The following is a 14758-nucleotide window of genomic DNA, read 5'->3' as shown; positions in this document are numbered from 1 at the left end:
GACACGGCCCACCGACACAAGGTCTGATCGATGCCCGCACGGCCGCAAACGAACCAATTCGTTAACTGTGATGATTTACGTTCGCTACCATCAACCCGCTTTCGGACAGGATGGCGCGACGACGCCCATGGCAAAACTCCGATATTACGACGCTGCCGACAAGGCGGCCGCACCGGCGAAAGCCAAGGCTCACACCGAGTTCCTGCGGACCGGCCGGATCGACAGACGCCGGTGGATGGCGAACGAGCGTCAGTATCTCAGTTATGCCGAGGTTGCGCAGCGAACGGCGCGGAAGCTGACGACGGCGGGCGAGACGACCCACAGCCGAATCAACGGGTTTCATGCCTCGATGCAGTTCCCGAAGATGGTCTTCCATCGCACGCTCGCCAACAGTCCGCATCTCGGCTACTGCCACGTGACCGCCGCGAAAACCTGCCTCGCCAAGGGACATGAGATCACCTGGTCCTTTTATCTCGCGAACTTCTTCTGCGACCTCGGGAACGAGACCGATTTCTTCGACCGGATCCAGCCGGGCTATTCGCGCATGTATTTCGCCGTCGCGATCGAGCCCAATGCCGGCGAAGAGCGGATCGTCGTCAACCGCAACGTGCGCGGCAACGGCCTGATTTTCCGGACGCAGGATCCGAAGGTGGCGCTGAAGAACGTGCTGATGCTCGGCGCACGCGACGAAGCCTTGCGGCGGATCATTCGCAGCCTTTGACCAAGAAAATCGTTCTGTTTTTGCAATCGCTCCGTTAAGGAAGCGACGGAAAGGATCAGAACGCCATGGCCGAAATCATCGACACGCGCATCGAACCGGAGCGGGCAATCGAGACGGCTTGCGCAGTTCTTTCGGACGGGGAACCCGTGGCGATCCCCACGGAGACCGTATACGGCCTTGCCGCCGATGCCACGACCCCCGATGCGATCAGCCGCATCTACGAGATGAAGGGGCGGCCGCGGTTCAATCCGCTGATCTGTCACGTCTCCGATCTGGCGATGGCGGAGGCGCATGTGACCTTCGATCCGGTCTCGAGACGTTTGGCCGAGGCTTTTTGGCCTGGCCCCCTCACGCTGATCCTGCCGCAGCGGCGGGAAAGCACCGTGCACACGCTCGCATCCGCCGGTCTCGATACGCTCGGAATTCGGATGCCCGACGGCTTCTCGCGTCGGGTGATCGCCCGGTTCGGACGGCCGTTGGCGGCGCCGAGCGCCAACACCTCGGGCAAGATCAGTCCCACCAGTGCGGCCCATGTGCAGGCGGATCTCGGCTCCAGGCTGAAGCTCATCCTCGACGCAGGCCCGGCCGCGATCGGCCTGGAATCGACCATCGTCAAGGTCGAGAGCGGAAGGCTGCGGCTGCTGAGGCCCGGGGGGCTCGACGCGGCAGAGATCGAAGCTTTGACCGGTCTCGCCATCGAGCGTCCTGAGACCGCCGGCGCTGTCATCGAGGCGCCCGGCATGCTCGCCTCGCATTACGCTCCCGGTGCCGCTGTGCGGCTCGATGCCGATGAGGTCCGGAAAGGAGAGGCCCTCATCCGCTTCGGCGGAAAGGCACTTCCCGGTGAAGGCGATGCCGCGATCGTCCTGGATCTCAGTCCGGGCGGCAGCCTGCGGGAAGCCGCGGCCAATCTTTTCGATTATATGAAAAAGGCGGATGCCAGCGGCGCCGCGACCATCGCTTTCGGCCCGATCCCGAGCGTGGGGCTCGGCGAAGCGATCATCGACCGGCTGCAGCGCGCGGCCGCGCCGCGGGGCTGATGGCCACCGGCACGCTTGAAGCAACCACGTGATCCGAGGCAGGGCCATGACCACCATACTTCCATCTCCCGAACTCATCGCCTCCTTCGTCGACATCGTCGGGCCCGGCAATGCCCTCACCGCACCCGCCGACACGGCCCCCTACCTGGTCGAGTCCCGCGGGCTCTATCACGGCACGACGCCGCTCGTGCTCAGGCCCGGCTCCGTCGAGGAAGTTTCGCTGGTCATGCGGCTTGCGAGCCAGACCCGAACGGCAGTCGTGCCGCAGGGCGGCAATACCGGACATGTGGCCGGCCAGATTCCGCGCGAGGGCAGAGCCGACGTGGTCCTTTCCCTCGAGCGGCTGAACCGCATCCGCGACATCGACCCGGTCGGCAACGTGATCGTAGCCGATGCCGGTTGTATTCTGGCGGATATCCAGAAGGCCGCCGATGACGTCGACCGGCTTTTTCCCCTGTCACTCGGCTCGGAAGGCTCCGCCCGGATCGGCGGCAATCTTTCTACCAATGCCGGCGGCACTGCCGTGCTTGTCTATGGCAATATGCGCCAGCTTTGCCTGGGGCTGGAGGTCGTGCTTCCGACCGGGGAGATCTGGAACGGGCTCAGACGCCTCAAGAAGGACAATACGGGCTACGATCTGCGCGATCTTTTCATCGGTGCCGAGGGAACACTCGGCGTCATAACCGGCGCCGTTTTGAAGCTCTTCCCGAAACCGCGGGGTCACCAGGTGGCTTTTGCCGGCCTCAGAAGCGTCGAGGACGCACTGGCGCTTTTCGATCGGGCATCGAGCCTCTGCGGGCCGGCCCTGACGGGCTTCGAACTGATGCCGCGGCTCGGCATCGAGTTCACCACTCGGCACATCGCCGGCGTGAGAGATCCGATGGAAACGACGCATCCGTGGTACGCGCTGATCGATATCTCCACCTCGGATACCGCCGAAAGCGCGGAGCGGATGGTGCAAGACCTTCTCGAAGCGGTCATCTCCGACGGTCTCGTCGAGAACGCCGTCATCGCCCAGAACGAAGCGCAGCGCAGAGCGCTCTGGCACATGCGCGAAAGCATGTCGCCGGCACAAAAGCCCGAAGGCGGCTCGATCAAGCATGACGTTTCGGTCCCGGTATCGAGCATTCCGGCCTTCATGACGGAAGCCGATGCGCTGGTCTCCAAGGCCATTCCCGGCGCACGCATCTGCGCTTTCGGCCATATGGGCGACGGCAATATCCACTACAACATCTCCCAGCCCGTCGGCGCGGACAAGCAGGGCTTTCTCGACCGGTGGCGCGAGATCAATGCGATCGTTCACGCCGTCGTGCTCAAGCATGAGGGCTCGATATCTGCCGAGCATGGCATCGGCCAGTTGAAACGCGACGAACTCGCGGCGATCCGCTCGCCGATCGAGATCGAGCTCATGCGGCGGATCAAACACGCCTTCGACCCGGCGGGGATCATGAACCCCGATAAGGTGCTGCGCGAGGATTGAGGCGAGTAACGACGCGTGCCGGTCCGGCCGCCGTTAAGCCCTACCCGCCCTTCCTGAGCTGCGACAGTTGGAAGAGCGTATCGGCGCTGATGCCTATATTGCTGCCGCTGCCCGAGAGCACCACCACGGCCGGATCGACTTCCATGTTGTTCTCCAGATCGTAGAGCACGGTGAAGCGCGCGAGGAGCTTCTTCAGCTCGGCCGGATCGCTCAGCTTCTCGAGCTCGAGGTTCTTCTCGACGATCTTTGCCTGCTGGTCGATGTCCATGGAACTGAATTCGTCGGGCAGGCTGAAGATCGTGCGGAACACTTCGGCGAGCGCATCATCGGCCAGGAGATCGTAAGCGTCGACGAGCGAGCCTGCCTGGCGCTCGAAATAGAGTGCCAGGCGGACACCTGCATTGTCCTCGCCGGCCTGTTCTTCCAGCGTCTGGTGCAGATACCGGTCGAGGGTCTCGTAAAGCCCCTGCCGCGTGACGATGACGCTCTTGTCCTCGCGCAGCACGTTGCCGCCGCGGTCGAAATTGAACGAGGTGACCAGGGCGATATAGGCCCCGGAGTTCTGCTGCTGATTGATGAAGCTCTTGGGATCGTCCAGATCGGAGGTGAAGATGTCGCGAAGGAAATCGACGGTGACCTTCTCGGGATCGATGCCGTTTGCCGCGAGAGCGAAATCGACCAGGCGGGAATCGGCCAGAAATTCGTCGAGAGAAGAGAGTTTGGCGACCTCGGCCGTGTAATATTCGGCATCCGCTTTGGCCTTGGTCTTGTCCTCCTCCGAGCCAAAACGGGACTTATTGACGATGTAGGTCTTGGCGGTCTCCTGAATCAGCGTCTCCGACTGCGCCAATGCCGGAACGCCGATGTCGCCCGATGTCGTAAAGTTGAACAGCTGGGCGAGCTTCAGGTAACGCTCGTCCTTCAGCGTGTAGACGAAGCTTTCCGGATCGGTGAGATCGCTGGTCAGCACCCGCTTGATCGTCCGTGCGCTTTCGGCGTCCGGATCGAGGCCGACGGCTTGCAGCGCGAAATCGTAGATCGAAGCCGTGTCGATGAAGTCGCCGACGGACGCCATCTTCTCGACGGCAAGCTTATAGGCGCCGATCGCCTTCGCGTCCGCTGCGTCGTCCTTGTCGTTGTAGCGCGTCATGTAACGGCTGGAGGTGAGTGTCGTCTGTTCCGTGGTCTGCGCCGCATCGCCCGCCGCGAGCGTGCCGTCCGCCTGGAAGTTGAAGGCTCTCGCGAGCGCCTTGTAGTTCTCGTTGCCCTTGCCGATCGTATTGATGTAGCTGTTCGGGTCGTCCGGATCGCTGGTCAGGATATTCTTGATCGTCGCCGGCACGATGGTGACCTCGTTGAGATCGAAGGCCGTGCGGATGTAGTTATAGAGGCGCGTATCGGCGACAAGCTCGCTGACGGTCGTGATGCTCGCGATCTTTTCCTCGAAATAGGCCTTGTTCAGGAGCGCTGCCTGGGGGGTGATCCGGGGATTGCTGGAGACGTAGAGTTCATTCATGGTCTTCTTGTGCGCGGCGGTCTGCGCCGATCCCGCGGCCACCGTGCCGTCGGCGTTGAACTGGAAAGCCGCCGCCATCGCCAGGTAATTGCTGACCGTGGAAATCGACTTGTTGTAGGTGGCTATCTTCGCCCGGAGTTCCAGCTTTTCCGCCTCCGTCGTGCCGCTCTGCTGGAGCTTCGCCTGGGCGTCGGCTCTGGCAGCCTCGAGCTCCGATAGTCTGGGTTCGAGCACGGTTTTCTCATAGCTGTCCGGATCGTCGGCATTGCTGGAGAGAACGTTGCGGAGCGTTTCACGGGAGTACGTACTCTCGTCGATACCGAAGACGGTGAAGACATAGGTCCGCAGACGCTCATTGTTCAGAAGCTGATCGACGCTCGTTACCTTGTCGATCATGACGTTGTAGTAGCGCGTCTCTTCCTTCTGGGTTTCCCCGATGCTGGCGATACTCGTATTGTAGAGCCCGATCATCTCGTCGAGCTGCGCTTCGGTCTGGGAAACCGCCGTTCCACCGCTGAAGCTGAACGCCATCGTGAATTCGCGGTATCGTTCGTCCGTCAGCTTGTTGGCAAAGCTGTTATCGTCGGACAGGTCGCTTTCGAGCACCTTCCTCATGAAGGCGACCGACTCGATCATATCTGCCAGGCCATAGGCCTTCATCGCGTAGGAATAGAGGCGGTAGTCGGCGAGGAACTCGTCGACGGAGGCCACACTGCCGATGTTCTCCCTGTAATACTGCGTGTCGCGGGCGACGATCGTCTGCTCCGACACGCGCTTCAGGCTGAGCTTCATGTCCCGTGCGATCAGATTGTAGTCGAGATAAGTCGAAACCATGCGTCGCCCGCCAGCAAGGAACGGGGACCGCCGGCGCGCCGACATCCCCTGAAACCACTCCGATGATGGCGAAGATCGCGCAGCATGCTTGTGTGTGGCTTTCCCGCTGGAGCGGATGAGAAAGAACGGGTGCCCGTTTTCCGCCCGCATTCCGCCCCGGCAAAGCACAACGAAAATGCCCGCGGTTTCATTGACGAATGAGAAACCTTGCGGCCTCGGCTTTTGCTAACCATCGGAGACAGCAAAGTTTTTTTAACCGCGAATTTTAAGCCGCCCGGAACGGAGCCCGCCTATCCTCCGCCCCCAGAGGACGAAAAGTCCCGAGAGGAAAGCCGGAAACGGCTCTCAAGGAAAAACAAGGGCGATATGAAATGCGCAATACACTCTCTCAGCCGGCTTGGGTCGGAAACACGCTCAGACTTGACCCGAAGCGCTTTCCGCAGCAAGCAAGCTACGTGCTGCGCGGGCACACGGGGAATGTCAGCATCAGCCTTGACGAGCGTGGCGCTGTTCTGCGCAAGGTGCTACCATTCAGCGGCCTGCCGCTTTCGATCGCTCTGCCGGCGCGAGCTTTCAAGGGTGTGGCGGCACGGGCAATCGACCATGGCGACGGGGAGGTTACAGTGACGCTCGAACTTCATCACGATGATCCGGATCTCTGTATCCCGCTGCTCGTGGCTCATGATCTTTCGGACATCGCAGCCGATTGGCGCGCCTGGGCCGAAGCCTATCGCATTCCGATGCTCATGGTGGAAGCCGACGGGGTCGCACGGCCGCTCGAGGAACATATCGGCGATGTTCGCACCGCTCCCGCAAAGCCGCGCCGCCGCCATTCCTTTTTCGCCGAGCGCCGGCCGCGCTTTCTCGTGCGCCGCTCCACCGGCAGTCTCGGCATCCAGATGAAGATCGACGGCCGCGAAATCATCGCCCGGGCGTGACCGCAGCGTTCCAAGCCACAAGACATCGATCAGCAAGCCGGCCCTTCGGCGCTCCGCGCCTTAGGGCCAGCTTCTGCGTTCAAATGAGCCGCACGAGAAGCGAGAGCACAAGTCCGGCAAAGATGATCAGGCCGACGACGCCGTTGAACTTGAACAGCGCCAGACATTGTAGCGGATCGTGAATGTTCAATACGAGAATCTGATAGGCGAGCATCACCGCGGCCACCAGAAGCCCGACATAGGCGAAAAATCCGGCGCCGGCGGACAGGAAGGCGAAAAGCATCAGGAAAACCGCAATCCCGTATAGCCCGATAAGCCAGGGCCGCGGGTTGTCGCCGAAGCGGCGGGCGGTCGAGCGAACGCCGATCAGCTCGTCATCCTCCCTGTCCTGATAGGCATAGATCGTATCATAACCGATGGTCCAGGCGATGGCGGCAACGTAGAGGATGATCGCGGCCAGGGAGAGGCTGCCGAACTCAGCGGTCCAGCCCATGATCGCGCCCCAGGAGAAGGCGAGCCCCAGGAAAAACTGCGGCCAGTCCGTGAAGCGCTTGGCGAAAGGATAGATCGCGACCAGCGCCAGCGAAAGGAAGCCGAGAAAAATCGTGAAACCATTGAACTGCAGCAGCACGACGAGGCCCACAAGGGCCTGCAACAGCATGAATGCCTTCGCCTGAAAACGGGTGACGCGGCCGGAAGGCAGCGGTCGGGAGCGCGTACGTGCCACTTCCATGTCGATGTCGTGATCGACGATGTCGTTGTAGGTACAGCCGGCGCCGCGCATGGCAATCGCTCCGACAACGAACAGAAAGACATGGAAGAGAAATCGCCCAGCCGAAAAGCTGCCGAGCGATGCCGCCGTTCCGGACGCCAAGGCCGCCGACCAGAGGCACGGCCACAAGAGCAATTGCCAGCCGATCGGCCGGTCCCAACGCGCGAGCTGCGCATAGGGCCACAGCGCTCGCGGCAGAACCCGATAGACCCAATTGTTGGACGGCGCGTCGTGCACGCGGCCGGAATCGATGGAAGAACTGTTCATGGCCTCTGTTTGGCCCCGCAAAACCTGCCGGTCAAGCGCTCCATTTCATCCCGCCGCCATCCAGGCCGACCCGTCAGGGGAGCGTGAAATCGAAGCGATAGGTCGCGGTCACCCCGACGAGGAACTGGTCGGGGCTGCCGCGCTCGCGTACGAGGCTTGAATCGGCGGCAGCGCCCATCAATCGCCGATATTCGGCATAGACACCCGTTTCGAGCTTCTCGGTCGCCATCCAGTTGATCTCCGCCCCGAACCCCGCGGAGTGAATACCGCCACCCGGATCATAGGTGCCGAGTCCCGAAGCAGCGGACTCCGCTGCGTTGACGCCATAATAGGCGTCGAAATAATCGCTCGATGCCGCCGTCAACCGCGGTCCGGCGGAAATGCGGACGGTTTCGCCGAGATCGGCGAAAGCATCCGCCGCGACATCGGCGACGACCCCGTGATGGCTGCGGATACCCTGACGTATCTCTGCGCGAAGGCGCATCCAGTCCGTGGGGTAGACTTCCGCGAAACCGCCGATTTCGCCGCCGAATTTCGGATGGTCGAGGCCTTTAAGATCGCTCGAATCGTCCTCGTCACGCTCGAAAATCAATTTGCCGACGGCGCCCGCGCGGAAATGTCCCTGGTCGAGCAGGGCGTAGGACATGTTGTCGTTGCGCGACGAAAAGCGCACGGCGCTGCCAGGCTTGCCGAGCGAAACGAGCGGCGCCGCCTGAAGCATGCGCTTCGAACCGCCTTCATACTTCGGACCGAGAAAACCAGTGGCGCCTATCTTCAGATACCAGTCTCCAGACCAGGGGTACCGGCGTTCTTCGGCGGCAACGACTCCGGCTGCAAGAAGAAAAGCCTGAGACGCAAGAAAAACAACATGAGTTCTCATCTATACTCCGAAGAATAATTTATTGGGCTGGCAAACCCAGGACGTGCCCAAAGCACGTATAATGGGTGTTTACCCATTCATACAACGCCTTCTTATCTTCGGCAAGTCCATGAGATTCCGTTAATCCGATCTGTTCAGCTTCGGGATTCATACCGAACCGCGGCTACGTCGCAAATTGAACTAGGGCCTGTTGCAATTCATTTTGAGTTTATGACGGCTGCTGCGAGATGGATAACGGCGTTGAAGCTCCGGTCGGTCTTGTCGGCACGCATGGCGATGCGCTTGAATTCCTCGAGTACCGACCGTGCGCTACTGCATGTTGATCGTAGCCGATCAATGGTCAAAACATGCAGCAGCTCAAAGTGCTACAGCGATCTTTGCGCGTCTCATAAGACGCGCGGCGCTGTAGGAAACGTATCGGAGGACTGCAACCTCTCCTCCCCTCATCCCTGTGCTCGTCACAGGGATCCAGCAGCGCCGCGTCCGCGGCGCGGGGAATGAGGAAATCAAACAGGCCGCCGCGGGTGGCTCGAATTTCAACAGGCCTTGGCGCATTTCAACGAAAATTGCCGACGCCGTTCAGGTCCGCTGGTCACGCAGATAGACGCTCGGCGGCGCACCCAGCATGCGGCGGAACATGGTCGTGAAAGCTGCGACGTTCTCGTAACCGGCGTCGAGCGCCACCGTGGTGATCGGCTCGCCGTCCGCAATGCGCGGCAGCGAGGCGAAGATGCAGGCATGCTGTCGCCACGTGACGAAGCTCACGCCCGTCTCCTGCCGGAAGAGCCGCGTGAAGGAACGCCGGCTGATGCCCATGCGCGCCGCCCACGCGTCGATATTCGCGGATGCCGACGGCGCTTCCAGAAATTGCCGGCAGAGGGCTGCGAGCTTGCGGTCGCGCGGGAAAGGCAGGCCTAAAGGTCGCTGGTTGAGCCGCGGTATTTCCGTGAGCAGCAATTCCATGATCAGGCTTTCGCGCCGTTCCGACGATGCTTCGTTCCCGGCGCCGACGAGTTCGTCGATGAGGCTGCCGACGAGCGCGCTCATCTCCAGGACGAGGGGCCGGCGCGCTTCGCTTGCCTCCGGCGGGATGTAGATGGAATGCATACGCACATCGCTGACCATCTCGGCCGAATGCTCGATTCCCGCGGGAACCAGCAGGGCGTGTCCCGGGGGAATCATCCAGCGTCCCTCCGATGTATAGACGAGCACCACCCCCGAACGCGCCCACCAGAGTTGAGTCCGGCTGTGGCTGTGGGAGGGCACGGTGAGCCCGCAGGCGTAGTCCCTCCCGATCGCGAGAACGGGCGCATTCGCCTTCTCGATCCATTCCAGGCTTCTGAAATGGTCCGCGTCCGGCAACTTTGGCAGGTGATGTCGGTCGGATTTCGCCATATGGCCCACTCTCGAAAGAACTCGACCAAATCACAAAAGCAGGCCAGCGGCAAGCCGTCTAGAGATGACCGAAAAGGCTCCGTTGGCGAGCCGGCTCCTAAGGAAACATTCTCCATGGCAACGGTCACGTCGGCGGGCACCATCAGCCCGGAAAAGACAGCATTTTCGGTCATCCTGGCGGTCAGCTTCTGTCATATGCTGAACGACATCATGCAATCGCTGCTGACGGCGCTCTATCCTTTGCTCAAGGAAAACTACGCGCTCGATTTCGTCCAGATCGGACTTCTGACGTTCACGTTTCAGGTGACGGCGTCGATGCTGCAGCCGGCCATCGGCATCGTGACGGATCGTTGGGCGCTACCCTATTCGCTGCCGTTCGCCATGCTCTCGACCTGCATGGGCCTTCTGCTTCTCGCCAATGCCGACCATTTCTGGATGCTTCTCTTGGCAGCGAGCCTGATCGGCATCGGGTCGGCGATCTTCCACCCCGAATCCTCCCGCGTGGCCCGGCTTGCGTCGGGCGGCCGCCACGGGCTGGCTCAGTCGCTGTTCCAGGTCGGCGGCAATGCCGGAAGCGCGCTTGGCCCGCTGCTGGCCGCATTCATCGTGCTCCCTTTCGGCCAGGGCAGCCTCGGCTGGTTCTCCATCGTCGCCATCACCGGGTTCTTCGTGCTTTCCTGGGTGAGCATGTGGTACGTCCGCCACCGCCGCGCGACCATGAGCCGTCCCGTCCCCAGCCGCGCGCTGCCCTTGCCGAAGGCGCGGGTCCTGTGGACGATCGCGATCCTCGTCCTGCTGACGGCTACGAAGAACGTCTATCTCACCAGCATCTCGAGCTATTTCACCTTCTTCGTCATTGAAAGGTTCGGCACCAGCGTACAGCAGGCGCAGCTAATGCTGTTCCTCTTCCTCGGTTCGGCGGCCGCAGGAACCTTCCTCGGCGGCCCGATCGGCGATCGATACGGCGCCCGCTTCGTCATCTGGTTCTCGATCCTCGGGGTCGTTCCGTTCACCCTTCTGCTGCCTTATGCGAACCTGTTCTGGACGGGCGTGCTGAGCGTCATCATCGGCCTCATCTTCTCGTCCGCTTTCTCGGCGATCGTCGTCTTCGCGCAGGAACTCGTTCCGGGCCGGGTGGGGCTCATCGCCGGCGTTTTCTTCGGTTTCGCCTTCGGTGCCGGCGGCATGGGCGCCGCGGTCCTCGGCGTCTTCGCCGATCGGCAGGGCATCGAGTTCGTCTATAAGATCTGCTCCTATCTGCCGCTCCTCGGGCTGCTCACCGTATTTCTGCCGAAGCTGCCGGCGCGATAAACAGCGTGCGGGCGCCTCGCGCCCGCACGATCTCTGCTCCGGACGTAAGCATTCCTCAATCATTGCCGGATAGCGTCCGGCGATGGGGGTGTGCAGGGGCAGAGAATGAAGGCACGCAGGGCTATTTCCGTCTTTCTGGCGACACTGCTTTGCGCTTCTGCGAGCCGCGCCGAAACGCTCAACCTGCTTATCTGGGAAGACTATATCGCCGAGAGTCTCATCGACCGCTGGACCGAAAAGACGGGCGTTTCCATCCGCCAGATCAATTTCGACAGCGACGATGCCCGCGACGAGATTCTTGCCGATCCGGGCCGTAACATCGATCTGGTCATCGTCGATGAGAACGGCGCGACGCTTTTCGGACGGAAGGGCATCATCGAGCCGCTCTCCGAGACCAATCTGCCCGCGATCGCTGACTATGCGCCGCAATGGCGCAAATCCTGCGCCGGTTACGGCCTTCCCTACTTCTGGGGCACGGTCGGCATCCTCTATCGCTCCGATGTGGTCACGCCGCCACCGACATCCTGGCGTGACATGATGCGTCCGGCACCGGCGTTGCAGAAGCACATCGCCATGTTCGCCGACCACAGCGAAATTTTCGTGCCCCCGCTGATGCTGCTCGGCGCCTCCGTCAATGCCGACGACACGGCAACGCTGAAGGCCGCATTCGCGCTCCTGAAGACGCAGGCCCCGTCCGTGCTGACCTACGACTACGTCGTCACCTCGATCCAGGATCCGGCCTTGGCCGGAAATATATATCTGGCGCTGGGCTATAGCGGCGATCAGCATGTGCTCAACAGTAAAGCCGGCAAGGCGGGGCTATGGCGCTACGCGGTCCCGAAAGAGGGCACGCTGTCGTGGCTCGACTGTTTTTCCGTCACGGCCGCATCCCCTCGCAAGCAAAGGGCTCTCGAATTCCTGAACTTCATCGGATCGCCGGAGGCCGCCGCTGCCAACGCGATCGCGCTCAACATGCCGACTGCAAGCGGCGCGGCTCTCAAGCTCCTTCCGGAGACCATGCGCTCCGATCCGGAAATCTACCCGCCGTCCGAAATCATGGCGAAAAACCAGCATCACCAGGAATTGTCCGTCAGGTCGATCGAAGCGCGCCGGCGAATCATCAACACGTTGGCGAACTTCCAGTGACCCTCGGCAAGCGTGCGCTCATCCTCATCTTTCCGGTCGTGCTGGCGGGTTATCTTCTCGCGGCTCTCTCCGTACACGTCGCCCAGAGCCGTTCCATCCGCGCACTCGAGCACGCCAAGCTCTCACAACGGCTCGAACATGCCGCCTCCGTCTTCCAGAACGAGGTTCGGCGCAGCCGCGGTGCCCTTAACGCGCTTTTGAGCGGCAACGCGCTGCGGCAATACGTGGCCGAAACCGACAAGAAATATCGCGCCAATGCGCTCGGTGTGCGGCTGCAGGAGAGCCTGACCTCGCTGTCCGACGACCCTGCGGGGTTTATCTCCCTGGCCGTTCTCAACAGCAAGCTGGAAGCGGAGTACTACTTCGAGAACAGTTGGGATCCCTTTGCGGAAATCGATCCGGCACAGCTCGATCTCGCGCGCCAGTTGCTCAACGGATCGAAACTCGGCGACTGGAGCTATGTCGACTCCGCCGGCGACCGGCCGCGGATCGTCTATTCGCTGTTCGTCGATCCGGTAACCTTTGGCCGGCCGGCTCCCAGCAACAGGGCAAATGCGCTGCTGATGCAGGTTGCGGTACAGCCCGACCGCTTTCTCAGGCTGCTGGCCCCGCTGAAAAGGGAATATGGCGCCGATATCGTCCTCCAGCCGTGGCCGCTTGCCGTGACCGACGATCTGTCGGCAAGCGTTCCTCTCGGGCCCGCCTTGCATGCGACGCTGACGGTTTCTGATGCGCATTTCGAAGCCCAGATGATGCGGCAGAAAGTGCTCCTCGCCCTCGGCGCTTTGGCCATGAGCCTCTTTTCGATCTGGCTGATCATCGTGCTCATCCGCCGCTTCATCACGGGCCCGATCGCAACGCTCGATACCAATGTCATGGCGGTGATGGCCGGCGCGCGCGCGGAAATCGCCGAGGTGGACGAGGCCGGCGAAATCGGCCGTCTGACCCGAAACATCCGGGAGATGCATCGACAATCCGTCCAGTCGCTCCAGCTCGTGCAGCGGAGTTCCTGGACCGACACGTTGACGGGCATCAGCAACCGGGGACGCTTCAACATGCTTGCCGCGCAGGCCGTCCAGGAGGCTGTCGCATCCGGCGAGAAATGCAGCCTGCTTTTCATCGACATCGACAACTTCAAGTTCGTCAACGACAAGCACGGCCACGATGTCGGCGACGAGCTCTTGAAAACGCTCGCCGCCCGGATCGCACGCGATGTCGGAGCGATCACGCGCAGGCGCGGACAGGAGCCGGCCATCCTCGCGCGGCTCTCCGGCGACGAATTCGCGGTTCTGTTGCGTTCGCAGCTCGGCGACGGCGCGGTGCGGGAAGTTTGCGGCGCGATCCTCGCTCTGTTTTCAGACGGGTTCGAGCTTTCCGGCAAGCGTTATCCGGTCACGGCAAGCATCGGCGTTGCCGCATGTCCTGATGATGCGAGCTCGGTCGCGGAGCTGATCTCGAATGCCGACGCTGCCATGTACCAGGCGAAGAGCGCCGGCAAGAACCGGTCCGCCCGCTTCTCCCGCGCGCTCAACGACAAGCGCACCCGCCAGCGGCAGATCCAGGATGAGCTGCGCTCGCTCGATCCCGACGAGCAGTTTCACCTGGTCTACATGCCGATCGTCGACGCCGGCGGAAAAGTCACCGGCTGCGAGGCTCTGTTGCGCTGGCACTCGCCGGTCCTGGGGCATGTGACGCCCGACGAATTCGTTCCGATAGCCGAGAGCTCCGGTCTGTTCACGAAAATCGACTGGTGGGTTATCGACAAGGCGATGTCGGATTGCCACCAGCTGAAGGCGCTGTTCGGCCCCGATACGGTTCTGGCGATCAACATCTCCTCGGCCGAACTGCACTCGAAGTCGATCAACGACCATTTTTCGGACTGCCTCACGCGCCACGGCCTGGAGGCGCGATCGATCGACATCGAGCTCACCGAAACGTTCGCCGTCCAGATCAGCGATCAATTGCGCCTGAACATGGAAGAACTCAGGAGCAAAGGCTTCCGGCTCTCGATAGACGACTTCGGCGCCGGCTACACATCGGTTCAGCAGATCATCGATTATGCCGCGGATACCATCAAGCTCGACCGGGCGCTCGTCTCCAACCTGGCCGCTTCGCGATCGCTGGCGGTACTCAAAGCGGTCGTCGCGCTGTGCCACGCGAAGGAGATGACCGTGGTCGGCGAAGGCGTCGATACGCCGGAAAAGCTCGCCATGCTCACGGCGGCGGGCTGCGACCGCTTTCAGGGCTATCTGATCAGCAAGCCACTCCCGCTTACCGAGCTGGCGATATGGGCGCTCTCCCGGGTCGCGCTCGCCGCAGACAAGCCGGCTGACGACGACGGCTGGCCGGTGGCTGCAAGCCGGCGCTGACGTTACTCCCCGACAGAATCACGCCGGCTGGCACCAGGAAATTTGCAGCGCGGGCCGCTTTTTCCTTGACCTCGTCCCGCCGGCCGTCT

Annotated in this window: 11 protein-coding genes; 7 read left to right on the top strand and 4 right to left on the bottom strand. The window is 61.9% G+C overall.

The window, feature by feature from the left end; translation table 11 throughout:
* The first annotated feature begins 127 nt into the window (after positions 1–127).
* The 3 genes from BHD07_RS06195 (at position 128) to BHD07_RS06185 (ending at position 3241) form a co-directional block, all read left to right on the top strand.
* Positions 128–721 carry a DUF6656 family protein gene (locus tag BHD07_RS06195; RefSeq protein ID WP_100669993.1) on the top strand — a complete coding sequence of 198 codons (594 nt, stop codon included), beginning with the start codon at positions 128–130 and terminating at the stop codon, positions 719–721.
* Positions 722–786: 65 nt separating this feature from the next.
* Positions 787–1761 (top strand): L-threonylcarbamoyladenylate synthase, encoded by a 975-nt coding sequence (locus tag BHD07_RS06190; RefSeq protein WP_100669211.1) that lies wholly within the window; start codon positions 787–789, stop codon positions 1759–1761.
* A gap of 46 nt (positions 1762–1807) precedes the next feature.
* On the top strand, positions 1808–3241 hold the full coding sequence (locus BHD07_RS06185) for an FAD-binding oxidoreductase (RefSeq protein ID WP_100669213.1): 1434 nt from the start codon (positions 1808–1810) through the stop codon (positions 3239–3241).
* Positions 3242–3281: 40 nt separating this feature from the next.
* On the opposite strand, the gene BHD07_RS06180 is transcribed toward BHD07_RS06185, so the two are convergent.
* A complete protein-coding gene (locus BHD07_RS06180; protein ID WP_338278455.1) occupies positions 3282–5591 on the bottom strand; it encodes a DUF1217 domain-containing protein in 2310 nt (769 codons plus the stop codon).
* A gap of 371 nt (positions 5592–5962) precedes the next feature.
* On the opposite strand from BHD07_RS06180, the gene BHD07_RS06175 reads away from it, so the two are divergent.
* On the top strand, positions 5963–6529 hold the full coding sequence (locus BHD07_RS06175; RefSeq protein WP_100669217.1) for a DUF6101 family protein: 567 nt from the start codon (positions 5963–5965) through the stop codon (positions 6527–6529).
* 79 nt (positions 6530–6608) lie between these two features.
* Here the strand turns inward: BHD07_RS06175 and ubiA are convergent, their stop codons facing one another.
* From ubiA to BHD07_RS06160, 3 genes are all read right to left on the bottom strand, one after another.
* On the bottom strand, positions 6609–7568 hold the full coding sequence (ubiA, locus tag BHD07_RS06170; RefSeq protein WP_100669219.1) for a 4-hydroxybenzoate octaprenyltransferase: 960 nt from the start codon (positions 7566–7568) through the stop codon (positions 6609–6611).
* A gap of 73 nt (positions 7569–7641) precedes the next feature.
* Positions 7642–8448: a MipA/OmpV family protein gene (locus tag BHD07_RS06165; protein ID WP_338278451.1), complete on the bottom strand. Its 807-nt coding sequence runs from the start codon at positions 8446–8448 to the stop codon at positions 7642–7644.
* A gap of 579 nt (positions 8449–9027) precedes the next feature.
* Positions 9028–9843 carry an AraC family transcriptional regulator gene (locus tag BHD07_RS06160; protein ID WP_018094407.1) on the bottom strand — a complete coding sequence of 272 codons (816 nt, stop codon included), beginning with the start codon at positions 9841–9843 and terminating at the stop codon, positions 9028–9030.
* A 114-nt stretch (positions 9844–9957) separates the two neighbouring features.
* Here BHD07_RS06160 and BHD07_RS06155 point away from each other — a divergent pair, with 114 nt between their 5' ends.
* The 3 genes from BHD07_RS06155 to BHD07_RS06145 all read left to right on the top strand — a co-directional run bounded on the left by BHD07_RS06155 (position 9958) and on the right by BHD07_RS06145 (position 14669).
* Positions 9958–11154, top strand: a complete 1197-nt coding sequence (locus BHD07_RS06155; protein ID WP_018094406.1) for an MFS transporter — start codon at positions 9958–9960, stop codon at positions 11152–11154.
* A 105-nt stretch (positions 11155–11259) separates the two neighbouring features.
* Entirely contained in the window at positions 11260–12300 is a 1041-nt protein-coding gene (locus tag BHD07_RS06150; RefSeq protein ID WP_100669221.1) for a polyamine ABC transporter substrate-binding protein, read from the top strand.
* Positions 12297–14669, top strand: coding sequence for a putative bifunctional diguanylate cyclase/phosphodiesterase (locus tag BHD07_RS06145; RefSeq protein ID WP_338278446.1), 2373 nt, complete (start codon positions 12297–12299; stop codon positions 14667–14669). Before BHD07_RS06150 ends, BHD07_RS06145 begins: the two co-directional genes overlap by 4 nt.
* Positions 14670–14758 lie beyond the last annotated feature (89 nt).

Source organism: Sinorhizobium sp. KGO-5 (assembly GCF_036245905.1).
In the GTDB taxonomy this organism is placed as follows: domain Bacteria; phylum Pseudomonadota; class Alphaproteobacteria; order Rhizobiales; family Rhizobiaceae; genus Sinorhizobium; species Sinorhizobium meliloti_A.
The sequence above is the reverse complement of the archived record's forward strand: the minus strand, read 5'-3'. Positions and strand labels throughout refer to the sequence as shown.

Coding starts and splice junctions, on each gene's coding strand:
- BHD07_RS06195 (WP_100669993.1), top strand. CDS start 128: ATGGCAAAACTCCGATATTACGACGCTGCCGACAAGGCGGCCGCACCG.
- BHD07_RS06190 (WP_100669211.1), top strand. CDS start 787: ATGGCCGAAATCATCGACACGCGCATCGAACCGGAGCGGGCAATCGAG.
- BHD07_RS06185 (WP_100669213.1), top strand. CDS start 1,808: ATGACCACCATACTTCCATCTCCCGAACTCATCGCCTCCTTCGTCGAC.
- BHD07_RS06180 (WP_338278455.1), bottom strand. CDS start 5,591: ATGGTTTCGACTTATCTCGACTACAATCTGATCGCACGGGACATGAAG.
- BHD07_RS06175 (WP_100669217.1), top strand. CDS start 5,963: ATGCGCAATACACTCTCTCAGCCGGCTTGGGTCGGAAACACGCTCAGA.
- ubiA (WP_100669219.1), bottom strand. CDS start 7,568: ATGAACAGTTCTTCCATCGATTCCGGCCGCGTGCACGACGCGCCGTCC.
- BHD07_RS06165 (WP_338278451.1), bottom strand. CDS start 8,448: ATGAGAACTCATGTTGTTTTTCTTGCGTCTCAGGCTTTTCTTCTTGCA.
- BHD07_RS06160 (WP_018094407.1), bottom strand. CDS start 9,843: ATGGCGAAATCCGACCGACATCACCTGCCAAAGTTGCCGGACGCGGAC.
- BHD07_RS06155 (WP_018094406.1), top strand. CDS start 9,958: ATGGCAACGGTCACGTCGGCGGGCACCATCAGCCCGGAAAAGACAGCA.
- BHD07_RS06150 (WP_100669221.1), top strand. CDS start 11,260: ATGAAGGCACGCAGGGCTATTTCCGTCTTTCTGGCGACACTGCTTTGC.